This is a genomic window from Maridesulfovibrio sp., assembly GCF_965230075.1.
In the GTDB taxonomy this organism is placed as follows: Bacteria; Desulfobacterota; Desulfovibrionia; order Desulfovibrionales; family Desulfovibrionaceae; genus Maridesulfovibrio.
Genome location: NZ_OZ245945.1, coordinates 2,075,374 through 2,097,441, shown reverse-complemented (window position 1 = coordinate 2,097,441; position 22,068 = coordinate 2,075,374). Strand labels below are relative to the sequence as shown.

General features: G+C 46.6%; 19 protein-coding genes. 6 read left to right on the top strand and 13 right to left on the bottom strand.

Annotated elements, in window-relative coordinates:
• Positions 1-11: 11 nt before the first annotated feature.
• Both mgtE and ACO05Z_RS09515 read left to right on the top strand, forming a co-directional pair.
• A complete protein-coding gene (mgtE, locus tag ACO05Z_RS09520; protein ID WP_421901940.1) occupies positions 12-1,364 on the top strand; it encodes a magnesium transporter in 1,353 nt (450 codons plus the stop codon).
• 233 nt (positions 1,365-1,597) lie between these two features.
• Positions 1,598-3,022: a transferase gene (locus ACO05Z_RS09515; protein ID WP_421901939.1), complete on the top strand. Its 1,425-nt coding sequence runs from the start codon at positions 1,598-1,600 to the stop codon at positions 3,020-3,022.
• Between the two features lie 78 nt (positions 3,023-3,100).
• On the opposite strand, the gene ACO05Z_RS09510 is transcribed toward ACO05Z_RS09515, so the two are convergent.
• From ACO05Z_RS09510 to ACO05Z_RS09485, 6 genes are all read right to left on the bottom strand, one after another.
• Entirely contained in the window at positions 3,101-3,772 is a 672-nt protein-coding gene (locus tag ACO05Z_RS09510; protein ID WP_421901938.1) for an adenylate kinase, read from the bottom strand.
• A gap of 72 nt (positions 3,773-3,844) precedes the next feature.
• Entirely contained in the window at positions 3,845-4,870 is a 1,026-nt protein-coding gene (gene tilS / locus ACO05Z_RS09505; protein WP_421901937.1) for a tRNA lysidine(34) synthetase TilS, read from the bottom strand.
• Between the two features lie 159 nt (positions 4,871-5,029).
• Positions 5,030-5,365, bottom strand: coding sequence for a hypothetical protein (locus ACO05Z_RS09500; protein ID WP_421901936.1), 336 nt, complete (start codon positions 5,363-5,365; stop codon positions 5,030-5,032).
• 12 nt (positions 5,366-5,377) lie between these two features.
• The gene (gene hemA, locus ACO05Z_RS09495) at positions 5,378-6,697 is read right to left on the bottom strand and encodes a glutamyl-tRNA reductase (RefSeq protein WP_421901935.1); all 1,320 of its coding nucleotides are present in this window, start codon (positions 6,695-6,697) and stop codon (positions 5,378-5,380) included.
• A 1-nt stretch (position 6,698) separates the two neighbouring features.
• Positions 6,699-7,526: a cytochrome C assembly family protein gene (locus ACO05Z_RS09490; RefSeq protein ID WP_421901934.1), complete on the bottom strand. Its 828-nt coding sequence runs from the start codon at positions 7,524-7,526 to the stop codon at positions 6,699-6,701.
• Positions 7,513-8,190, bottom strand: coding sequence for a precorrin-2 dehydrogenase/sirohydrochlorin ferrochelatase family protein (locus tag ACO05Z_RS09485; RefSeq protein ID WP_421901933.1), 678 nt, complete (start codon positions 8,188-8,190; stop codon positions 7,513-7,515). Before ACO05Z_RS09485 ends, ACO05Z_RS09490 begins: the two co-directional genes overlap by 14 nt.
• A gap of 104 nt (positions 8,191-8,294) precedes the next feature.
• Here ACO05Z_RS09485 and ACO05Z_RS09480 point away from each other — a divergent pair, with 104 nt between their 5' ends.
• From ACO05Z_RS09480 to ACO05Z_RS09465, 4 genes are all read left to right on the top strand, one after another.
• Positions 8,295-9,515 (top strand): glycosyltransferase family 9 protein, encoded by a 1,221-nt coding sequence (locus ACO05Z_RS09480; protein ID WP_421901932.1) that lies wholly within the window; start codon positions 8,295-8,297, stop codon positions 9,513-9,515.
• A gap of 16 nt (positions 9,516-9,531) precedes the next feature.
• Positions 9,532-10,806 carry a CgeB family protein gene (locus ACO05Z_RS09475; RefSeq protein ID WP_421901931.1) on the top strand — a complete coding sequence of 425 codons (1,275 nt, stop codon included), beginning with the start codon at positions 9,532-9,534 and terminating at the stop codon, positions 10,804-10,806.
• A 100-nt stretch (positions 10,807-10,906) separates the two neighbouring features.
• Positions 10,907-11,785, top strand: coding sequence for a CheR family methyltransferase (locus tag ACO05Z_RS09470; protein WP_421901930.1), 879 nt, complete (start codon positions 10,907-10,909; stop codon positions 11,783-11,785).
• A gap of 30 nt (positions 11,786-11,815) precedes the next feature.
• Complete coding sequence (locus ACO05Z_RS09465; RefSeq protein ID WP_421901929.1) at positions 11,816-13,033, top strand: HDOD domain-containing protein; 1,218 nt, start codon at positions 11,816-11,818, stop codon at positions 13,031-13,033.
• Here the strand turns inward: ACO05Z_RS09465 and ACO05Z_RS09460 are convergent, their stop codons facing one another.
• From ACO05Z_RS09460 to ACO05Z_RS09430, 7 genes are all read right to left on the bottom strand, one after another.
• Positions 13,034-14,158: a two-component system sensor histidine kinase NtrB gene (locus ACO05Z_RS09460; protein ID WP_421901928.1), complete on the bottom strand. Its 1,125-nt coding sequence runs from the start codon at positions 14,156-14,158 to the stop codon at positions 13,034-13,036. It lies immediately after the preceding gene.
• 187 nt (positions 14,159-14,345) lie between these two features.
• Positions 14,346-15,608 carry a replication-associated recombination protein A gene (locus ACO05Z_RS09455; protein WP_421901926.1) on the bottom strand — a complete coding sequence of 421 codons (1,263 nt, stop codon included), beginning with the start codon at positions 15,606-15,608 and terminating at the stop codon, positions 14,346-14,348.
• A gap of 86 nt (positions 15,609-15,694) precedes the next feature.
• Complete coding sequence (locus tag ACO05Z_RS09450; RefSeq protein WP_421901924.1) at positions 15,695-16,414, bottom strand: 16S rRNA (uracil(1498)-N(3))-methyltransferase; 720 nt, start codon at positions 16,412-16,414, stop codon at positions 15,695-15,697.
• 167 nt (positions 16,415-16,581) lie between these two features.
• Complete coding sequence (gene lysA, locus ACO05Z_RS09445; protein WP_421901923.1) at positions 16,582-17,820, bottom strand: diaminopimelate decarboxylase; 1,239 nt, start codon at positions 17,818-17,820, stop codon at positions 16,582-16,584.
• Positions 17,821-17,845: 25 nt separating this feature from the next.
• Positions 17,846-18,298 carry a hypothetical protein gene (locus ACO05Z_RS09440; RefSeq protein ID WP_421901922.1) on the bottom strand — a complete coding sequence of 151 codons (453 nt, stop codon included), beginning with the start codon at positions 18,296-18,298 and terminating at the stop codon, positions 17,846-17,848.
• Complete coding sequence (mutS, locus tag ACO05Z_RS09435) at positions 18,298-20,958, bottom strand: DNA mismatch repair protein MutS (RefSeq protein WP_421901921.1); 2,661 nt, start codon at positions 20,956-20,958, stop codon at positions 18,298-18,300. Before mutS ends, ACO05Z_RS09440 begins: the two co-directional genes overlap by 1 nt.
• 17 nt (positions 20,959-20,975) lie before the next feature.
• A complete protein-coding gene (locus tag ACO05Z_RS09430) occupies positions 20,976-22,049 on the bottom strand; it encodes a tetratricopeptide repeat protein (protein ID WP_421901920.1) in 1,074 nt (357 codons plus the stop codon).
• Between the last annotated feature and the right edge of the window lie 19 nt (positions 22,050-22,068).

Genomic DNA, 22,068 nt, shown 5'->3' with positions numbered 1-22,068 from the left:
GTTGATGCGCCATGGCTAATCCAAAAGGTATACCCGAACCATTAAGGCGGTGGCAGGAACACGGCAAAGGACGTGCTGGCGAAGTCGACCAGCGTGTTATTGATGCCATGCACCCTGCGGATGCTGCTGATCATATTGAAGAACTCGGTCTTGAAGAACAGGTCAAGTTCATCAAGCAGTTGCCAATTCGTGATGCCGCGAATTCCATTGCCGAGATGGAAGAATACGATCAGCGGGAGCTTATTGAACGACTCAATGTCGGCATGGCTGCCCGTATCCTTGAGATTATGTCTCCGGATGATGCGACGGATATTCTCGAGGGACTTGATGATGATCTTCGGGAAACCTTACTTCGTCAGATCAAGGCTGAAGACAGGGAAGAAATTTCAACCCTGCTGACCTTTGATCCTGATACTGCCGGTGGTGTTATGACTACCGAAGTTGCCATTGTCCGCGACAATATGACCGTTGATCAAGCTATTGCTGAAATCCGCAAGGAAGCGGAAGACAAGAGTATCCCTTACTATGCATATGTGGTCGGGCGCCGCAATCAGCTGGTTGGTGTTGTTTCCATGCGCGATCTACTCATTTCCCGTGCAGGCAAAATGCTTACCGACTTGACCAGCAACCAGCACCTTATTTCCGTCAACTATAACGTGGATAAAGAGGAAGTAGCCCGACTTATCGCGCACTACAACTTTGGGGCTATGCCCGTTACCGACTTTGATCATCGTTTCCTCGGTGTTGTCACTGTTGATGATGTCATTGACATTATTAATGAAGAGGCCAGCGAGGATATGCAGTCCATGGTTGGTGCGGGTACTGACGAAACCGTTGATTCTCCTTGGGCGTATTCGGTAAAAAAACGTCTGCCTTGGCTGGTTATCAACGTACTTAACTCTGCTGTTTCCGCTTGGGTGGTCCATCTTTTTGAAGATAATATCGCCAAGATGGCCATGCTGGCAGTACTTATGCCTATTGTGGCCAACCAGGCCGGTAATACCGGGCAGCAGGCCCTTGCGGTTATGATCCGTCAGTTTGCTACGGAAAAGTTTGATCGCAAGAAGTCGTGGGAAGCGGTTTTTCGTGAATTAAAAATTGGCCTTGCCAATGGTATCTGTGTTTCCTTTCTGGTCCTAGGGGCCGTGTTCATGCTGACCAGTAATTATGCACTGGCGATGGTTATGGCCGGAGCGTTGTTCATTGATATGGTCCTTGGCGCTGTGGTCGGCGGAGCGATACCGATTATTCTGAAGGAATTCGGACGTGATCCTGCACAGGCTTCCTCAATTTTCCTGACGACAATAACTGACAGTTTTGGATTTCTGTCGCTTCTCGGCCTTGCCGGAATATTCCTGCTTTAGAGCCAATTGTTGATATTATGATTATTTGCCCCATCTGAGTAAACACATACTCAGATGGGGCTTTTTTATATTTTAACTTAATAAAATTACGACATTTTTTCTATTGAAGGTCGTCAGGGGAAAGGGTATCTTCTTGAAAATCAATTACTGCAAGTTGTATCTTACTGCAAAGCAGACAATCCGGGGCTTACCCGGCTATGCCGGACTGCGTGTCCGGTAGATAAGAGGTAGACATGAAAAGAGTCAAAAAGCTTATCAATCATATTATATCAAGGGTGAATGTAAACCTCCGGCCTATGGGACTGGATGTTGAACAGGCCCTTACTTCTACTATTGATATTGGGAAATTGACTGAAGCCTATGCGTATTACGCACTGTCCATCGACCATCCTATTTATTTCCGCTTCCGGGAAAGTAACCTCGGTGGATCGTATTTTCTTGGTAAATGCGATGTGGACCGTTCGATTGTCCTTAGGAGTGATATCCGCGGGGATGAGCTGAAGGCAGCTGGGACAGAAGTTGATTTCGGGGGTGTTACAACAGAGCTTTACCGTGATGAAATTATTCTTGTTGTAAACAGCTTTCTCTTCAAAACCCTCGTCCACAACCACTCCCGTAATCCCGAAATTCCTGAACTTTTCCGTATCCAAAACACTGTTTCCATGCACTATGCAAACATCCATGGTACCACTACTGAAGGTGCCTACCTTGGAGCATTTGCAACTGCCGACCTCTCCGTGCTGCATAACTGCATTCTCGGCAACTACTGTTATGTTCAGGCCGGAGACCTTTCCAAGGCCTGCATTGATCCGGGCCGTATCTGGATCAAGGCTGAAGGTAAATACGAATTTGATTACCGCTATCCGCAGGCGACCCTTGAAAGATACATCTCATGGGATCAGGATGGTGAGTTAGTTGGCTTATTCGCTGATTTTCTTAAAGGGCGCAGGAGTGATTTCCTCCCTGTATATGATTCTTTGGCAGATAAGTTCCCGGTCTGGGTTCCTGAGAACGCCTTCGTAAGCCGCTATTCGGTGGTCAAAGGGGATTGCGTGATCGGCGAGAACTGCCTCGTGGCCCAGCGGGCATATATTGAGAATTCAGTACTCGGAACCGGGTCCAATGCGCAGGAAAACAGTTTTATTGTAGATACCCGTTTTGCCGGACTGGTTGTTGTGGCCCATGGCGGTAAGCTGGTTCATTCGAATATTGGAGAGAAGGTCTTTATCGGCTTTAACTCTTTCCTGCATGGAACTGAGGAGAGTCAGGTTTCCGTTGGTGCTGGCTCAATTGTTATGCCGCACACAATAATTCATGCTTCCGAGCCAATTGAAATTCCGGATGAAACCATTATCTGGGGCTATGTGACCAAGCAGAGCGATCTTGAAACACAGTCCATGTCTTTAGCTGCCTTTTCTAAAGGTAAGGCATTCAATATTGGCGATATGTCATTTTATGGAGATGGAGCGGCATTTATCCGGGATTTCCAGAATCGTATTGAACATATTCTGGTGGAAAACGGTGCTCGCTACGATGGCAATGCAGAGAGCAGGGGACATGCACAGAGAACACAGTATGTTTCCTATAACCTGTTTCAGCCTTATCTGGGCGGAGAAAAGCAGGGGATGTTTCCGACCATTACTGTTGATGATGATTAAATAGTTGATGCGCAAGCGCGCAAAAAAAGGCCCGCAGTCAAAATGACTGCGGGCCTTTTATATTCGGCAAACTTCGAACTAAACGAGCTGACCCATGAGGGTATCTTTGATCTCTTCGATGGTGCCTTCACCATTGAGTTCGATGTATTTGAAGCCAGCTTTAGGAGCCAGATCTTTGTAGAAGTATGCAGCTGCAACAGTACCGGTCTTGTCATCGTAGTAGATGTCGTGACGCTTGTTGATTGCATCTTCGTCCTGGTCATCAGCGCGCTCGGAGAGAGCACCACCGCATACGCGACATTTGTCTCCGTCGGGTTTGATAGCGTCGATGAACTTGTTGTTGGGGTGGTTAGGATCGTTTTCACAGAGGCGACGGCCCATGATGCGGTTTTTAGCCACTTCGCGGGGCAGCAGGATTTCGATAACGAAGTCGAGCTTTACGCCGTCTTTTTCGAGAGCTTCCCAGAGCTTTTCAGCCTGTACGATGGAGCGGGGGAAACCGTCGAGCAGCCAGCCGTTTTCGCCGGAAGACTGGAGAACGTCGAGAACCATAGGAATGGTGATATCATCGGGAACGAGTTCACCTTTGTCGATGTACTCTTTAGCTTTCATACCGAGCTCGGTACCGCCACCGATGTGCTTACGGAAAATAGCACCGGATTCGATGTGATCGAGGTCGTATTTTTTCTTAGCGAGAGCGCCCTGAGTTCCTTTACCACTACCGTTGGGTCCAAAAATAAGAATATTCATCTGTTGTCCTCCTAAAGAATTAGTAACAAATTTCACAAAGTTCTAAACCTTGCTGTCGTCGCTGTCAATGCCCTAATTAATATTGAATAAGAGTCCTGCTTTATTAACCTTCACAACCTTGTTTCCGGGAAATTGGAAGGTTGAACCGGATTTTCGAGCTAAAAAGCTCTGATCCAATAGTAAAATTGAATCAAACAGGGCATGGCCCGGACCAATATCATCCAAAATTTTTTTATAAATACGCAACCTTAAGGCGGAGTGATATTTGTTCAAAATTGAACAAGGTAGTAAAATTCCGCCGTCTATAGTCTTTTGAGCATGTTCAAGAGCTTCTGCTACCTGTTCATCCCAAAAGGATTCATCCAACTCCGCCTGACTTTTCAGTCTGACTAATCCCGCACCAAGGCTGGGATTCTCTTGATAAAGTAAAGGCATAATGCGGTTCCGCACCCGGTTACGAGTGTAGTCATCACTATTGTTAGTCTCGTCTTCGCGCCATGAGCAGTCGATGGATCGCAGAAAATCTTCAAGCTTTTCTTTTTTCGTAGAGAGCAGGGGACGCAGCAGTTTTCTTGCCGGATCATAAGCATCCATTCCAGCAAGAGCTGGCCAGCCCGTTCCCCGGATAAGCCGCATGATTACATCTTCAGACAAGTCACCAATATGATGTGCCAGTAACAAATAATCCGCCTCAAATTTCTTCAAGCATTGTTTGAAAAAATTATAACGGATGATCCGTCCGGCTTCTTCAAGACCAATAGAATTTTGCTCGGCATAGCCTGCAACATCAGCTTTGAGAGACTCGACCGGAACACCAAGTTCCGCACACAATTCTTCAACAAAAGCCCTGTCCCCGGCTGACTCATCACGCAAACCGTGATCCACATGGGCGCAAAAAACCCTGCCCCCCGATTTATGGGCGAGCAGGGTCGCAATGATCAATAAAGCTGTAGAATCAATGCCGCCGGAAACACCGACAAGCATGTTTTTTGCGGCGAAGTTCTCACTGGATTTTAATTTGCCAAACTTTTCAATATCTAAACAAAGCTTTGCTTGTTTTGGATTTAATTCCTGAATCTTAGTTGGCAAAGATTTCATAATTTAAATCGGCGGAGCCTAATAAAAGTTTTTGAAGAGTCCAGAGCAACTTTTTTTAAAAAGTTTCTTACCTATAGCCGTTAGGCGAGAGCTTTTTGCTCGAGTCTTACGGATATAGAGAGCAGCGCTGGTCCCGCTGAAAGCGCCGCCGGAGGCATCTTAATAAGAAATCTCTAAATCGGCGATGAACTTGTCGATGTATTCCATCATGTGAGTACGCTGCTCGGAAGTAGCGTAGGCCACACAGGAACAGCGGATCTTGTTGCGTGCACGTACAAGCAGCTCAACCTTTACGGATGTTTCCTCAACCTCAAGAGCCATGAAAAACGGTCCGCATTCGCCCATATGTTCTTTCTGCTCGTCATTGAGAAGCTCTTCAGGAACCGGAAGATAGAAAATTCCTTCAATAGGTCCTTGAAATTCAAGCTCAGTCAGAGCATCGGAAATTTTTTTAATATCTTGTTCGTATATGTCGTCCAGCAGATAGTTTCTCATTCCTGAAATCCTTTAGTCCTCAAGGTTCCGATTTTTCTTCCTGCCGCAATGTGCATCCGCAGGAATAGTCTCATTATCCAAATTGAACATGCGTCGTGCAAGATCAACAAATTCATCTGCCTTGCCTTCTTCCTCAGTACGGCGTTTGAGGAAAGCAACAGGCTCATGCAAAAGTTTCTTACCTATAGACATAGCCATGGTTTCGAGGGCCTTGTGGGTCTTGGCATCCACATCACCAAGTCGCTTGAGAGTCTTGGCAAGCTCTTGCTGGGCAACGCTTTCACTACGGTTGAACAGATCCACAATGGTCGGCTGCAGGTCAAGAGAGTTGATCCAGTTACCAAAGGAAAGGGTCTCGAACTCAACGATGGAGTTGGCTTTTACCGCCTCATCTTCGCGCTGGGATTTGTTTTCCTCTACAACGTCCTTGAGATCATCGATATCGTAGAGATAGACGTTATCCAGACCGTTAACATCCGGGTCGATATCGCGGGGTACGGCAATATCGATGAAGAACATGGGGCGGTATTTGCGTTTTTTAATGACCTTTTTCATCTCTTTAGCAGAGATGACCGCATGCGGTGCTCCTGTGGAACTGATGATGATATCGGTTTCCACGAGATGGTCGTAAAGATTTTCAAAGGAAACAGCGCTTCCTCCCATGCATTTTGCAAGATCTTCAGCACGGGAATAGGTGCGGTTGGCGATGGAAATCTGTTCTACGCCACTGTTCAGGAGATGGGTTGCGGCAAGTTCTGCCATTTCCCCGGCTCCGATTAACATGGCCCGCTGGCCTTCCAGTTCACCGAAAATCTTTTTGGCAAGCTCAACCGCAGCATAACTGATGGAAACCGCGCTGGATGCGATGGAAGTCTCAGTGCGGACCCTTTTAGCCACAAAAAATGATTTGTGCAGCATACGGTTGATGATGACTCTTGCAGCCCCGGCTTCAACGGCCTTTCGGTATGAATCTTTGAGCTGACCCAGAATCTGAGGCTCACCGACAATCATTGAATCAAGACTGCATGCCACCCGGAAGAGGTGTTTCACCGCGTTCAACCCGTCGTGGCAATAGGTATTGGGTTCAAGTTCGTAAACAGAACCACAGCATCTTTTTGCCCAATATTCAAGGATATTGGTCTGGGTGATTTCCGGAGCACAGACAACAAGGATTTCAACCCTGTTGCAGGTGGATAAGGCCATTACTTCACGCACACCAATTTCAAGCAGTCCGGATTCGAACTCCTCTACGTTGGTCAGGGCGTAACGCTCACGCACATCCACTCCGGCGGAGCGGTGGTTGAGGCCGATAAGGTAAATATTATGGTCCATATCAGACTTTAAAGCTATGGTGAGTGGGAACAAAAAAGTTGATGCCCCACAAGGAAATCATGGTGATAACAAAAACGATGATCACCAGAATTGCCGGTTTCTTGCCTCTCCAGCCCACCATGATGCGCTGATGAAAGACGAATGCAAAAAGAAACCAGACTACTAAAGTAACGATCTCTTTGGGGTCCCAGGAGAACATTTTGGAGAAAGCTGCCCGTGCCCAGAGGAAACCGGAAGCAAGACTCAAAGTGTAAAGAGGGAACCCGATGATAATCGACCAATGGTTTACATTGTCGAAAGTATTAAGCGAAGGCATTTCCTTTTCTATACCGGTCAGGTTTGCCTTGGTTTTAATTTTGTTGTTCAGGTAGATAAAAGCGACCCCGGCCCCGGCAGCCATGGCCATGAGCGCGATGCTGACAAAGATAGTCCCGATGTGGAGACCGATGAAGAGTCCGGCCAGATGTGCAGGAAGGGTAACCTTCAGGCTCTGGGAAGCAAGGGAAACAAGAAAAAGGAGCAGTGCCAACGGGGAGGCTGTAAGCGCAAAAAATGTGGAGCGCAGTTTCCACCACAGTCCGAAATAAACGAAGATACAACTCCAGCCCAGCAGACTGAAATAAAAATACCCGCCGCTCAGAACAGTGCCTCGGTAGAGGGTGACAGCGAGAAGCAGGTCGAGGGTGTGCAGGGCAAACCCGCCGACAGCGGAAAGGTTACCCAGTTTTCCCAATACCTTATTGTTTTTGAGACTTCCGATGAAAAAGCAAACAGTGCCCGTAAGATAAAGGGCGATAATCACGTACTGGAATAATTCAAATAAGGTCATCAATTAACTCCGGTATACGGGGAACAAGTTCTTGGGGCAGGGTTCGGGTAAGAATTTCCTTCACCCGAGCCATGTCTCCAGCCTCCAGCTCATCTAAAATTGGAGAAGCAACAAGCTGCCTGAACAAAGCGGTGTTGTGGCTTGTTTCCTTGCCGAGGTCAAGGACCAGCGGTCTTATTCTTCCCATTAAAGTAATAAAAGCTGCGTAGTGCGGTCCGAAAATATCCTGTAATTCTCGGCGAATTTTCTTGGTTAATGCCGGGGTGCATCCCCCGGAAGATACCGCCAATGTTAAATCTCCCTGCCTGATCACCGAGGGAACAATAAAGTTGCTTCCTTCGGGAAAGTCAGCGATATTGCAGAGAATATTTTTTTCAGTACAAAGATCAGCCATTCGGCGATTGAGCTCTGTGTTGTTGGTACAGGCAAAGGCGATAAAAATATCATCAAGATCTTCATCCTTAAACGGACGTTGCTCGAAAATCACGCGGTGATCACGGCTGATTTCAAGCATTTCCGAACTTGGTTCAGCTGTATCGAGAACAGTAACCTGTTCAGGGTCGCATACAAGTATGGACTTGAGTTTGCGCATCCCCACAGAGCCGGCTCCGACCAGCAAACACTTGCGGTTTTTCACTTTAAGAAAAATAGGGTAGTAAGTCATAGAAGTCCTGCATATCAAATGAGTAGGTGCATTGTAAAATGACAAAGTGCTGATAAAAAGATATAATTCAAAAAATCAAACCCTTGCAAGGATACGGATATTTAATGAAACGGGCTCTGGTTATACAATTGACAAGATTTGGCGATCTGGTCCAGACCAAGCGTCTTGTACTTACGCTGCAACGGCGCGGATTTAAAGTTCATCTCTGCCTGGATCGATCTCTCGCAGAACTGGCCCGGATATTATACCCGGACTGCGAAATCCATCCCCTCATTGCCCATGGCAGCGGGATAAAAGGGCAGGGTACAGATACAGTACTACCGGTTAACTACGAAAGATTCAGACAATTATCTGAAATAAATTTCAGCGAAATATACAATCTTAACTTTTCATCCATGAACTATGCCCTTTCAGCAATGTTTGATCCCAAAAAGGTCAAGGGGCATAAACGGGTGAAAGGCCAAACCATGAAAGATTCATGGTTTGAGTTGGGATTTCGTTTAGCCTCAGAGCGGCGCAACAATATAAATCTGGTTGATTACTGGGCCGCGCTCAGCCCGAATATGATTCCGGCTAAAGATGTGAATCCCGTTGCCGAACCCGGAGGTAAAGGAATCGGGGTGGTGCTGGCCGGACGTGAAAGCAGGCGCTCTTTGCCTTATGAGGTTTTGGCTCCTCTGGTTATGTCAGCACGTTCAAAAATAAAGAATAAAGAGATTTTTCTGCTTGGCAGCAAGGCTGAACGCGATGCCGGACGCAAACTTCTCTCCAAATTACCGGCTGCTGTCGCGCAAAGCACAGCTAACCTTGCCGGGGAAACCGACTGGCAGGGACTGGTAGATGCTGTTGCAGGGTTGGATTTGCTGATTACCCCCGATACCGGAACTATGCATCTGGCTGCTCATTTGGGAGTGCCTGTTCTAGGATTTTTCTTGTCTTCTGCTTGGTGCACTGAAACCGGTCCTTATGGTGCGGGGCACACTATTCTTCAAGCTAACACAGATTGTTCGCCATGCATGGAAGCCCAGCCTTGTTACCATGATATGAAATGTCTGGCTCCGTTTAAAGATCCATTAACTGCACGCTACATTGCCACGCGCAAGCCGGAACATCTGCCTGCCGGGATTTCCGTATTTGAATCCGGGTGTGATTTTCTAGGTACTCAATTCACTCTTAAAGCCGGGAACGATCCCAGCGGAGAACGCAGGCAAAGATTACGTAAATTTATAGGTTGCCATCTGGGAGTGCTTGATATTGGTGAGCATGGCCCGTTCCCTGATCTGGCTGAAAAATTTTATAAAGATAAAGACTGGATAACAGCTTAAATATAAAGGTAAAGTCATGGACAATAATAAGGTGCTGAGAATTCTGGTTGTACTTCCTCTCTATGGTGGTTCTTTGCCTGTGGGCAGATTCTGCGTTTCAGCGTTGGAAAAGATGGGGCATTTGGTTGAGACTTTTGAAGCCCCGGATTTTTATGGAGCGTACAATGCTCTTGATGATTTGAAGGTTACCTCTGACAGGCACCAATATCTGCGCAATAGTTACTTGAATATGCTCTCGCAGGCTGTGCTGGCCAAAGTTGAAACTTTTGAGCCGGACATGGTGTTGGCCATGGCTCAGGCTCCGCTGACCCACCAAGCCCTAAAAAGGTTGCGCAAGGATAATGTGAAAACCGCCATGTGGTTTGTGGAAGACTTCCGCCTGTTCACTTACTGGCAGTCTTTTGCCCCTTTTTATGATGTTTTTGCAGTTATTCAGAAGGAACCTTTTTTCAGTGAGTTGAAGCAGATCGGGGTGGAAAATGCTCTTTACCTTCCTTTGGCTGCCCATCCTGATTTTCATAAGCCGGAAGAGTTGAGTTCCATTGATGCCCGTAAATATGGTGGTGATGTCTCGTTCATGGGAGCAGGGTATCCCAACAGGCGCTTGGCCTTTCGTAAACTCATTCATCATGGTTTGAAAATCTGGGGAACCGAATGGGATGGGGACCACGTACTTGAGCCGTATGTACAGTTTGATGGGAGACGAGTTTCCTCTGATGAATGCGTTAAAATTTTTAACGGCACCAAAATAAATCTCAACCTTCATTCTTCAATCAATGCCGATGAGCTGGTAAGTGGCGGGGATTTTATCAATCCGCGTACTTTCGAGCTGGCTGCTTGTGGAGCTTTTCAGCTTGTGGACAGGCGTTCGCTTATGCCTGAAGCATTTGATGATGGTGAATTGGCACATTTTGAGAATCTTGAAGACCTTGATCATAAGATCGGACATTTTCTAGCTCACCCTGAAGAACGTGATAGCTACGTAGAAAGAGCCCGGGCAAGGGTTCTTAGAGATCACACTTATGAAGTCAGGATGCAGTCTTTGATTGATTTCACTGCAGAGAGATTCAATGATTGGCCTGTGGAAAGAAAGACAGAAACATTTTTCAATGATGATTTTCCTGAAGAATTGAAAAATGATATAGTCAAGCTAATAGAAAAGCTCGGGCTGCCAGCGAATGTGGGATTTGATGATTTAGTAACTGCAGTTCGCGCGCAGCAGGGGCAGTTGAGTCCTTTAGATACAGCCGTTCTTTTTCTGGATGAGTGGAAGAAAATATATAACAGATAATTTTTTTGAATTTCCTGCTTATTTCTGCTAATAAGAAAGTAAATATTACTAGGTTCGTTGTGAATTGAATTTAATTATATTTATATCATGGTAGAATTGTATGAGTAAATTGTTCTCGGGAAAGGGGTTCAGCGGTAATATAAAAATTACCCAAAATGAATTTTTACAGCTCAGGGATATCATCTATGAGTTGTCAGGTATTTATTTGCAGGATAATAGACGCTTTCTTGTTGAAAATAGATTTGCTCCTCGTCTTTCTGAATTAGAGTTAAAGAGCTATTCTGCTTATATTGAGTATCTACAAAAACATCCTAAAGGAAAGTCTGAAGAGTTGAATATGCTCACTGAGCTGATAACAACTAATGAAACAAGTTTTTTCAGGGACAATCCGCAGCTTAAAGTTTTTAGGAATTTTACACTTAAAGAATTAATTGATGCCGGAAATAAGAGTGGGCGCAGGGAGATCAAAATATGGTCAGCCGGTTGTTCTTCAGGTGAGGAACCGTATACTCTTGCAATTATACTGCATGAAGCCTTGAAGGATGACATCCGAAAATGGCGAATACGTATAACAGCCAATGATATTTCAACAAATGTTTTAAAAATGGCTGAGAAGGGTATTTATACAAGATATTCTTTGCGCACCACTCCTGCCCATGTGGTTTCCAATTACTTTACCGAAAAAGAGAATGATATTTACCAAATTAAACCGGAAGTTAAGCGTTTAATTAAATTTGGAAAAATTAATCTGAACCAGAATCATTCAGTAAAAATGATTCCAAGATCGAATATCGTTTTCTGCCGTAATGTGATCATTTATTTTGATAAGGAGATGAAAAGGAAAGTTCTCAGCGGTTTTCATAATAATTTACTTGATAACGGTCACTTATATGTGGGACACTCCGAATCATTACATATAGTGAATGACATGTTCAAACCGAGGCAGCACGCTGGAACAATTACGTATCATAAGATTTGATTTTGCCAATCAACACATGCGAGGAGAGGTATGCAGACAGTAAGCATTGACGACGTCCAGCCGGGTATGGTGTTAGCAGCAGACCTGATGCAGGGAGGAAGAATGCTTTTGCCTTCCGGGTCTGTTCTCACGAACAAAAATATTTCTGTTTTTAAAAATCAGGGAATTGAAGAATTGAAGATAGTGGCATCAGAAGCTGCTGAGCCGGATGAAGAGAGCATTGATAAGGCATTTATCTATGCGCGTGATTATTTCATGTTCATCAATCATGATGATCCTGTCGTGATGCAGCTCTTTGATGTAGCGGTTTATAAGACCGCAGTTCGAATTATGGAAGGTTGGCGGATTCCAACCAAAGATGAACAGCACGTAACCGCCCTTGATGAGATGCGGGATTTGTTTTTCCGTGACGAAGGAACAATCGAAGACATTGTTGAAGCGGAAATTAAAGTCGCATCATTTCCGGATATTTTCTTCAAAGTTAAAGGAGTGGTTGAAGATTCCAATAGCACAGCTGAACATATTGCAGAAGTTGTCGGATTGGATGTTGGACTTTCAACCCAGCTATTAAAACTGGTCAACAGCCCCCTTTACGGTTTTCCTTCAGAGATCAACAATCTCGTCCGGGCAGTGGCCTTAATTGGAGGGAAAGAGCTTTGCACTCTAGCTCTGGGTCTTTCCACCATTGGTTATTTCAAAGACATTCCTCCAGAACTCATCGACATGCGTTCATTTTGGATGCATTCATTGACCTGCGGCGTTTTTTGTAAAGTCATTGCGGAAAAAGTTGAAGGTGTTGTGCCGGAAATGATGTTTACTGCCGGACTTTTGCATGATGTAGGCAGGTTGGTTCTTTTCAAAAAGATGCCCTACAGTGCCGTTCAGACTATGCTTTTCGCCCGTGAAAATTTTATCCCTCTGGTTGAAGCAGAAGACATGATTCTGGGATTTAATCATTCTGAAGTGGCGCGTTGCATGCTTAAAAAATGGAATTTTCCCCCTGTCTTGACTGAGATTATTAGTTCCCACCACGCACCGGGTAAAAGTAAAAAGCAGAAAGAGGCAGGGATTTTACAAGTTGCAGACAACCTTGCCCTAGCCGTTGGTATCGCTGATGGCGGAATGTACGTGCTTCCCGGAGTGGACGAAGAGATCTGGGATATTTTAGGAATTGATACTGAAATTTTAAAGGAAATCGTAGAAAATTACGATTATCAGATTAAAGAATTATTTAATAATTTCTTTTAATTAGTGATTCTTTTTTGATGAACAGCAATCAGCATCCGGGCAGGGAAGTTCTATGCTTACTGTGGTCCCTTTGCCTGATCCCTCGCTTTCGATATTCAGTTTGCCCTGATGCTCGAAGATTATTTTTTTGACCCTGGAGAGTCCCATCCCCACCCCCTTGGCCTTGGTGGAGAAAAAAGGATCGAGCACATGGTTCATCACATGTGGTTCAATGCCCATCCCATGATCAATTATTCTAATCTGGATGGTCTGTTTTACTCTCTCAATCTCTATCCTGACGTCAGTAATTTTTTCAGGCGTAAAATTACTGGCATTGAGCAGTAATTCGACAACAGCAACCTCGAATAACTTTTTTCCGACAGTTATCTTTTCTACAGAACAATCCAGCTTCATCTCAATTCGCTCACCGATACGTTCAAGTATCAGATTCGCATTGTGCAATGCCTCTTCAAATAATTCTTTGGGATTAATCTCTGAAGGGTAGGGCTTTGGAATATTAGAATATGTTTTAACAGCAGCCACCAAGCCTTCAAGTTTCATGGCTTCTTCAGAAATTATTTTCAGCTCGCGCTGCAGTGGATCTTCTTGCGGTAATTTACGTGAAATAAGGTTTGTCATTCCGCCGATGACAGTTGTGGGGTTAAGTACCTGATGAGCTACAGCCTGGGATAGAGAATCCAACCCTTCTATCCTTTCATTTTGCAATTCAGCATTGCGGGAAAGAATTTTTCTTTCTCGTTCTTCGGCATTATATATTTCCGTGACATCTTCAAAAAGAAAAACAAGTCCAACTACTTCTTCATTTTCAGTTAAATATGAAGATGTTATAGATAATTTTTTGGGGCATTCCTGATCTTTTAACTGATAAGGTACGATGTGTTTAAGCCCGGTCTTTCGCTCATTTATGACATCAAGGATAACCTGATTGAATTCGGCGTTTGAGGTAGCATCGGTGATGAAAAGCTCTCCCCAACCGAATCCAAGATGTTTTTGCATGTCCAAATTCAAGATAGAGCATGCAGCCGAATTCAGAAAAACTATCTTTCCCTCGTGGGAAATTACCATTATTCCAACATCAAGGCTTTCGATAATATTTTCTACTATTATAGAATTAAAGGAGGGCATGTTTGTATCCTTATGGGTTTGCTTACTATCATACACTCCCACAAGAACGCAGGCAACAAAATAGCTTTAGATTGTTGATAATGCATCATCAACAACATGAATATAAAAAAGGCTGAAACGGTACGTATATATATCTACGCTTCGTTTCAACCTTTTTAATCTTTTGCATCGGGTAGTTACTAGTAAATTACTTGCCCCATTTTTTGGGTTCAGGACGCTTTCGTTGCGGGCGCGGTCGGCGCTGTCCCTTCAGCCATGCATTAAGACGCGGTTCTTCACCTTGATCTTTGGGATCGTAGAACATACGGTCCGCAATTTCCGGGGGCAGGTAATCCTGCTCAACATAAGAATTAGGATAAGAATGTGGATAAAGGTAATTACGGCCATAGCCCCATTCTTTTTGCAGATTGGTGGTCGCATTGCGCAGATGCAACGGAACCGGAAGCATGCCGTTCTGGCGAATCTCCTGCTTAACGGTATGGTAGGCCGCGTAAGTGCTGTTGCTCTTTGGTGCAAGGGCCAGATAAACCACACATTCAGAAAGAGGGATAAATCCTTCCGGCATGCCGATAAATTCAACAGCCTGCTGACAGGATACGGCCATGGTCATTGCATATGGATCAGCAAGGCCGATATCTTCACCCGCGGAAATGATCAGTCTACGGGTGATAAATTTGGGATCTTCACCGCTTTCGATCAAGCAGCCCAGATAGTAAAGAGCAGCATCCGGGTCACTGCCGCGAATGGATTTGATCAATGCCGAGGCTAGTTCGTAATGGGAATCTCCGTCCCGGTCGCCGCGAATGACAGTTTCAGGCAGGATTTTGCGCAGGTTTTCAGCCTCGCGTTTTTCAGCCGGAAGTTGCGAAGTATACTCAAGCAGGTTGAGTAAGCTACGACCGTCACCGCCAGCCATGGAAGTAATCAGATTCAAACTGTCTTCACTAAGCTCAAATTCAAGTTCTTCGCAGGCCCTTTTACAAATTGCCAATAAATCGGTCTTACCCAGTGCTCTGAGTCGCAGGACATGCAATCTTGAAAGCAGTTGGCGGGTGACACTGAAAGAAGGGTTCTCGGTAGTGGTTGCCAGCAGGGTAATTTCACCGGATTCCAAGATGGGCAGAAAGAAATCCTGTTGTGCCTTGGAAAAACGGTGCAGCTCGTCAAGGATAAGGATATCCATACCGGCCAGTTTTTTGCGCAAAGCAGCAATGCCCGATTCCGGGGCACTGATGCGCATGAAGTGTCTGCCAGTTGATTTTGCCAGCAACATGGCAAGGGTTGATTTACCACAGCCCGGGGGACCAAAAAGTAAAAGGCTCGGAAGTCGCTTAGAGCGTTCGAATGCCTCAACGCGTTCGCGGATATGATTCTGCCCGAAAAATTCGTCGATCTTCTTGGGCCGGATACGGTCAGCCAATGGCTGATTATCTGTTAATTCTAATTTCAAGTTTGCCTCCGGCGGCTTAAACCCTTTTGCAAAAGGGTTTAAGAATCCCAAAACCTATTAATAAGGCTTCGCCGTTTCAAATATAATTACTTCTGTTTTTCCAGATATGCTGTTCCCATGCAGAGCAGGGCAGCTGTTTCCCAGCGAAGGATTGAACTGCCGAGGCTGACGGGCTTGAATCCGTTTTCAATTAATGATTCTGCTTCGCGCGGGCTGAATCCGCCTTCAGGTCCAATCACGGCCAGTGTCGATTCAGCGGCAAAGACAGAATTATCCGGCACCGTATCGTTATCCGCTTTTTCATACAAGAAAAGTTTGTTGTGGTAGGACGTGGATATTTCGATCAATTTTTCAATTGAGCCGGGTACGGTTTGAAGTTCGGGCAGCCATGCATTGCCGCACTGTTTGGCTGCGGCGACCAGTTTTTCATTCCAGCTTTCTTTAATTTCAGCAGGAACTTTGCCCTGGCTAAATTCACTTTGAAAAAAGATCAGCCCGCGGGTCTGCAGTTCAACGGATTTTTCCAGAATCCAGTTTCGGCGGGAACTTTTATTCCAACCGATGGCAAGGGTGATATTGCGCGGATCAGGGCAGGTTTTTTCTTCGCTAAGTTCAAGCTGTACCTTACTCTTGGTGATTTCAGTGACAGTGAAGAGTCCTTCTTTACCGCAGCCGTTGAAAAGCCGCACAGTATCGCCGACGCGGGTGCGCAGCACTTTGCCAAGGTGTTTAGCTTCACTACTCTCGAGAACGAAAGGTTTCTTCCAATTTTCAGGAGAAAGATAAAACGAATTAAGTCTTGCCATAATTTTATGACCTTATACCCATAAAAAGAAAAAATCCCTTAATAGGGATTCCAAAGGGGCTTAGCTCCTTTGGCCGCCGGAGGCGAAATCAGATTAACCAAAAGCGCGTAGCGCATCAAAATTAGCCCCCGGCAGGGGCCCCGAAAGGCTGCCGGAGGCTAATTGTATTAAGATTCCAGTTTAAGCAGGTCTTCGTAAGTCTCACGACGGCGGGCCATGATGACGTCATCGCCATCAACGATGATTTCAGCTGCACGCAGGCGGGAGTTGTAGTTGGAAGACATGGTGAAACCGTATGCTCCAGCAGAGTATACTGCGATAAGCTCGCCCTGTTTCATTTCGGGCAGAAGGCGATCCTTGGCAAGGAAGTCACCGGATTCGCAGATGGGACCTACGATATCGTAATCGATTTCAGGACGGTTGTTCTGGGTCACTTCAGAAATACGGTGATATGACTGGTACAGGGAAGGGCGTACCAGATCGTTCATTGCCGCATCAACGATAAGAAAATCCTTGGTCGGGGTTTTCTTGGTGTAGATAACTTCTCCGACGAGAATACCTGCGTTACCGGCAATTACACGACCGGGTTCAAGTACTACTTTAAGTCCTTTACCTGCCAGAGCCTTGCTCAGTGCTTCGCCAAATTCTTTGGGATGAGGCGGTTCTTCTTCATCGTAGGTGATTCCGAGTCCGCCGCCGAGGTCGAGATGTTCGATTTCAATACCCATTTCGCCCAATTCGTCGCGGAAGGCGAGGAGCTTGTCGAGAGCTTCGAGGAACGGCTCGATGGTGGTCAGCTGGGAACCTATGTGGCAGTCCATTCCGATGGGAGAAATATTGGAAAGTTCTTTTGCGGTCTTGTAAGCTTCCTTGGCGGTTTCCATGTCCAGACCGAACTTGTTCTTTTTCATCCCGGTGGAAATGTACGGATGGGTCTTGGGATCAACATCCGGGTTGATACGGAAGCTGATGCGCGCGGTCTTGTTCATGGACTCGGCAACTTCGTTGATGCGGTGCATTTCGCCCACGGACTCAACGTTGAACATGAGAATGTCAGCCTTGAGGGCTTCGGCAATTTCGTAAGCTTTTTTACCAACGCCGGAAAATACGATCTTGTTGGCTGGTACACCTGCCTTGAGAGCACGGTAAAGTTCGCCGCCGGAGACAATATCCATACCTGCGCCCATTTCAGCCAAAAGCTTGAGCACGCTCAGGTTGGAGTTTGCTTTAACGGAGTAGCAGGTCATGTGATCGAGACCGGTAAAAGCGGAATCGAAAGCTTCAAAATGTCTGCGCAGAGTTGCTGCGGAGTAAATATAGAGCGGGGTGCCGTATTCTTTGGCAAGTTCGGTGATGCTGATGTTTTCAGCATGCAGTTCATTATTCTTGATTTCAAAATGATGCATTGTGGAAGGACTCCATTAATAAAGATTAGGGTAAAGCAGTGTATACGTCGGAAATTACTACTCCAAGTGCGTCATAGACATTGCGTCCTACGACTCTCCAACGATAGCTTTTAGCGGGATCAAGTCCACATTCGCTGAACACGAAAGTGGAGCCGTCAGATTGAATACCTTCGGAACCGGGGGTAAAATCTTTCCTGATAGCCGGGAAGAAAGGACATGTAGGACAGCCTTCGCCCGGTCCGGAACCATCGGCTTGAAATTGAAGACTCAAATTGTCCACATTTTTAAATGCGCCGTCAACCTTTACTACAACTTTAAGGCATCCACCTACGCGGCGGCCTTCCACGGAAGCAAAGGTGTAAAGATCTTCGCTCTGCGTAGGGGCAGGCCACATTTTAACGCCGCATCCGGCAGTTGCCAGAAGCATAAAAGCAAGGACGGCCAGCAGCATTTGTTTTTTAAGGATATGAAATTTCATTATTTTTCTCCCAGCGAGTTTTTCCACTGATTCAGAAGGGTAAGGGCTTCTATGGGTGAAAGTCCATTTACATCAAGATTACGCAACTCTTTGATGAGTGCGTGATCTTCCGGCGGAGCTTCATTTTTCTTTTCATTTCCGGTGCAGATCATTCCAGGCAGGATTGATTGCACAGACGGGGCCTGGTGTGCAGCCTGACCGTCCACATCCTGCGATTTTTCTTCAAGATTCGCAAGGATTTCCCTTGCCCTGACTACTACAGGTTTGGGTACCCCTGCAAGCTTGGCCACCTCGATACCATAACTTTTGTCTGCCGGACCGGGAACCAACCTACGCAGGAAAAGAATATCTCCTTTCCATTCTCGCACGGCAATGTTGAAATTGCGCAAGCCGTCAATCACACCCTCGAGGGAGGTTAACTCATGGTAGTGGGTGGCAAAAAGGGTGCGGATACCGCCCCGTGCACGCTTGGAAAGCTCTTCAACAACCGCCCATGCCAGCGCAAGGCCGTCAAAGGTGGAGGTTCCGCGTCCGATTTCATCAAGGATGACCAGACTGCGCTTGGAAGCCTGACGCAGGATGCGGGCTGTCTCCATCATCTCAACCATGAAGGTGGACTGGCCTTGTGCGAGGTTGTCCGAGGCTCCGACACGGGAAAAAACACGATCCATCAGTCCGATACGTCCGCTGCTTGCGGGGATGTAAGAACCGATCTGAGCCATGATACCCATGAGCGCAACCTGACGGAGCACGGTTGATTTACCGGCCATGTTCGGTCCGGTAATGAGTAGGATACGTCGTTTTTCATCGATGGTCAGGCTGTTGGGGATATAGTTCGCAGCTCCCTGAACCGCTTCAACTACCGGGTGACGCCCTTCGTCAATGACCACTTCCATGCCGGGATGTATTTCCGGACAGGACCAGCGGTTGGCCCGGGCGGCTTCAGCAAGTCCCTGCCAGAAATCAATGGCGGCAATGGCATCTGCCATGAATACGAAACGACTGCGGTTTCCGGCGACATTTTCGCGTATCTTCTGGAACAGATTGTATTCCAGTGTCTTGCGTTTCTCGGAGGCTGAAATGAGTTTTTCTTCCAGCTCCTTTAGGTCCGGAGTGATGTAGCGTTCGCTATTTACAAGGGTCTGACGCCGTTCAAAATAGTCCGGAATCTGTCCCTTAAAGGCTTTGGAAATCTCAAAATAATAGCCGAAGACCTTGTTGAATCCCAGCTTGAGTTTAGGCAGCTCATTGGCACTCTTTTCCTTTTCCAGCAATTCGGCAAGAGTGGACTCCCCGTGCTCGGTCAGCTGGATAAGCTCATCCAACTCATCGTTGAATCCGCTCTTGAACAGCCCGCCTTCGGTGATCACCGGGGGAGGAGAGTCTACAAGGGCGTGCTCCAGAAGCTCGGCTACATCGGTCATGGAATCCCATTTTTTGACGATAGCCTTTAAGGCCGGGGTGACCGGATTTTCTTCGTCCGCACCGGAGACCGCCTCATGTAAAAGGAAATGAACCGGAGGCAGGGTCTTCAAGCTCTGACGCAGGCTAATAAAATCTTTGGGTGTAGCCCGCCCAAGCACAACACGAGTGGAAAGACGTTCAAGGTCGTAAACCGTATCAAGCAATTCACGAACTTTTGCGCGCAGGGAATCATAATCATGGAAAAAAGTAACCGCACGTTGGTTGTGCTCAATAGGTGAAATCTCCCGCCACGGCTGTTTCAAACGCACAGCAAGGAGACGCCCGCCCATGGGAGTGATGGTTTTATCCAGTACATTCAGTAGGGTGCCTTTGCCCTTTTTGCCATCCAGTCTTTTGAATAGCTCAAGGTTGCGCTCGGTAACCTCATCCAGAATCATGAATTTGGTAAGATTCAGGGGCTTGAATTCCCCGAGATGATCAAAGTCCTGCATCTGGGTTTGGCGCAGGTAGGAAATAAGAGCACCGCAGGCCTGAGTCAGCTGAGGCTTGTCTTCAAGGTCCAGCGAATCAAGGTCTGCAACGTTCTGCGCTTCAAGCACGTTGTCCTTGGCGGATTTGTAACTGAAATATCCGGCAGAAGGAGCAGGGGCGATGCGGGCATCCATGTCACCGTATTGTCCGGGGATAGTCTTGCCCTGCGGAAGGATCAGCTCCCGGGGATTAACCTTGAGGGTCCATTGCCAGAGGTCATTTTCATTTTTGCTCTGGATACCGGACCATTGGCCGGTGGAAAAATCCATCCAGGCCAGACCTCCTGCAGACTTGGCATCATCCCAAAGCAGAGCTGCAAGATAGTTACTGTCCTTGGCTGAAAGGGTGTCATCCTCGACTACGGTACCGGGAGTATAAACTCTTGTAACTCCGCGTTTAACCAGCCCCTTGGTCTGCTTGGGATCTTCAAGCTGATCACAAAGCGCGACAGTGTAGCCCTTTTCAATCAGTTGGGAGAGGTAGGCCCTTGAGGCATGGTGCGGAACCCCGCACATGGGAATTTTATCTTCTGAATTGGGATTACGGCAGGTCAGGGCAATCTGCAGTTCGCGCGCTGCTATTTCAGCGTCCTCAAAGAAAAGTTCGTAAAAGTCTCCCATGCGGAAAAACAGCAGAGAATCAGGGTGTTCGGCCTTGATCTGCATGTACTGCTCGAACATGGGAGTGAGTTTCTTTTTGCTCACAATAATATATCTGGGGCTTACTGGTTCAGTTCTTTACGGAACGAAATTGAATGCCAACTGCGGCATCTGGGGCAATTGAAAAATATTCTATCCCGCTTGAGACCGCAACTGGAACAGGTGAATCTTTGCACTTTTCTCGCAATATTTACAAAGAAGTCGAGCTGGTTTTTGAAAGAAGAAGTAAGTTCCTGCTGGTCCTGCGCAAGGTTGAAGAGTTCCAGTCTTGCCAGCCAGAAACTCTGGTTAAGCATTAGGGTTTTTTCCAGCCATACTCCGGCTTCTTCCTGTTTGCCGCAGAGTTGCAGAAGCCGCGCTCCGTAATAGTGCATGATCACATCCGGGTCGGACTTGGAAATTTCTTCAACCATCACTTCATAAAATGGATAGTTGCGATCGTTCTCCAGCTCATTCTTCTTGATGGGAGTTTCCCCGAAAACAAGGGACTCTGCCAGAATACCTTCTACAAGAACAAATCGTAGATTATTGGGAATCTGCGAAAGGGCGATATGAAATTTTGCTTTGAATTTATCCAGCGCGCCTTCCTGCTTCATTCTGGTCAATACCAGTAGCCATGACTCTACTGAACTTGGTGAAATATCGATGGCTTTTCGCAGGGTACGGTTAACGAGAGCGTATTCGCCTTCGGAATTGTAATCTTCTGCCAACCGGGCAAGATAATGGGCTTCCTGCACAGGCTGGTTAAGCATGGAATAAAAAGCGGCCGCTTTTTCAAATTCCCGTCCGCCTGCAGCAAGTTCGGCCAATTCGGTGAGAATTTCAGGGGAGTCTCCTGCAATCTCACGGGCTTTTTCAAAGGCACTCACTGCGCGGTCCAGAAAACCGCCGCGGCTGAAATCGCGTCCCAGTTCATAGAGAGCGCGGGCTTTAATGGCCGGGTCCAGACCGGGGCGAACAATCAGGCTGTTCCTGATCTGGGCGGCACGTTCAATTTCCCCTTGAGAACGGTAGAGGTTACCGAGGGCGAGATAAATTTCAACAGCTTCCGGAGTATCCTTTACAACCTTGCTGAGTTCATCAATGGCTGCACGGGTGTCGGCAAGTCCGGACTTACCTTTTCCGGTTCCAGACAAATATGACGGCGCCCGATTA

What these genes read in the sequence shown, in the direction of transcription:
- ACO05Z_RS09490 (WP_421901934.1), bottom strand. Translation starts at nt 7,526, where the DNA reads ATGACCTTATTTGAATTATTCCAGTACGTGATTATCGCCCTTTATCTT.
- ACO05Z_RS09440 (WP_421901922.1), bottom strand. Translation starts at nt 18,298, where the DNA reads ATGAAATTTCATATCCTTAAAAAACAAATGCTGCTGGCCGTCCTTGCT.
- ACO05Z_RS09460 (WP_421901928.1), bottom strand. Translation starts at nt 14,158, where the DNA reads ATGCCCTCCTTTAATTCTATAATAGTAGAAAATATTATCGAAAGCCTT.
- ACO05Z_RS09485 (WP_421901933.1), bottom strand. Translation starts at nt 8,190, where the DNA reads ATGACTTACTACCCTATTTTTCTTAAAGTGAAAAACCGCAAGTGTTTG.
- ACO05Z_RS09465 (WP_421901929.1), top strand. Translation starts at nt 11,816, where the DNA reads ATGCAGACAGTAAGCATTGACGACGTCCAGCCGGGTATGGTGTTAGCA.
- ACO05Z_RS09515 (WP_421901939.1), top strand. Translation starts at nt 1,598, where the DNA reads ATGAAAAGAGTCAAAAAGCTTATCAATCATATTATATCAAGGGTGAAT.
- ACO05Z_RS09450 (WP_421901924.1), bottom strand. Translation starts at nt 16,414, where the DNA reads ATGGCAAGACTTAATTCGTTTTATCTTTCTCCTGAAAATTGGAAGAAA.
- tilS (WP_421901937.1), bottom strand. Translation starts at nt 4,870, where the DNA reads ATGAAATCTTTGCCAACTAAGATTCAGGAATTAAATCCAAAACAAGCA.
- mgtE (WP_421901940.1), top strand. Translation starts at nt 12, where the DNA reads ATGGCTAATCCAAAAGGTATACCCGAACCATTAAGGCGGTGGCAGGAA.
- lysA (WP_421901923.1), bottom strand. Translation starts at nt 17,820, where the DNA reads ATGCATCATTTTGAAATCAAGAATAATGAACTGCATGCTGAAAACATC.
- ACO05Z_RS09470 (WP_421901930.1), top strand. Translation starts at nt 10,907, where the DNA reads ATGAGTAAATTGTTCTCGGGAAAGGGGTTCAGCGGTAATATAAAAATT.
- ACO05Z_RS09500 (WP_421901936.1), bottom strand. Translation starts at nt 5,365, where the DNA reads ATGAGAAACTATCTGCTGGACGACATATACGAACAAGATATTAAAAAA.
- ACO05Z_RS09480 (WP_421901932.1), top strand. Translation starts at nt 8,295, where the DNA reads ATGAAACGGGCTCTGGTTATACAATTGACAAGATTTGGCGATCTGGTC.
- ACO05Z_RS09510 (WP_421901938.1), bottom strand. Translation starts at nt 3,772, where the DNA reads ATGAATATTCTTATTTTTGGACCCAACGGTAGTGGTAAAGGAACTCAG.
- hemA (WP_421901935.1), bottom strand. Translation starts at nt 6,697, where the DNA reads ATGGACCATAATATTTACCTTATCGGCCTCAACCACCGCTCCGCCGGA.
- ACO05Z_RS09475 (WP_421901931.1), top strand. Translation starts at nt 9,532, where the DNA reads ATGGACAATAATAAGGTGCTGAGAATTCTGGTTGTACTTCCTCTCTAT.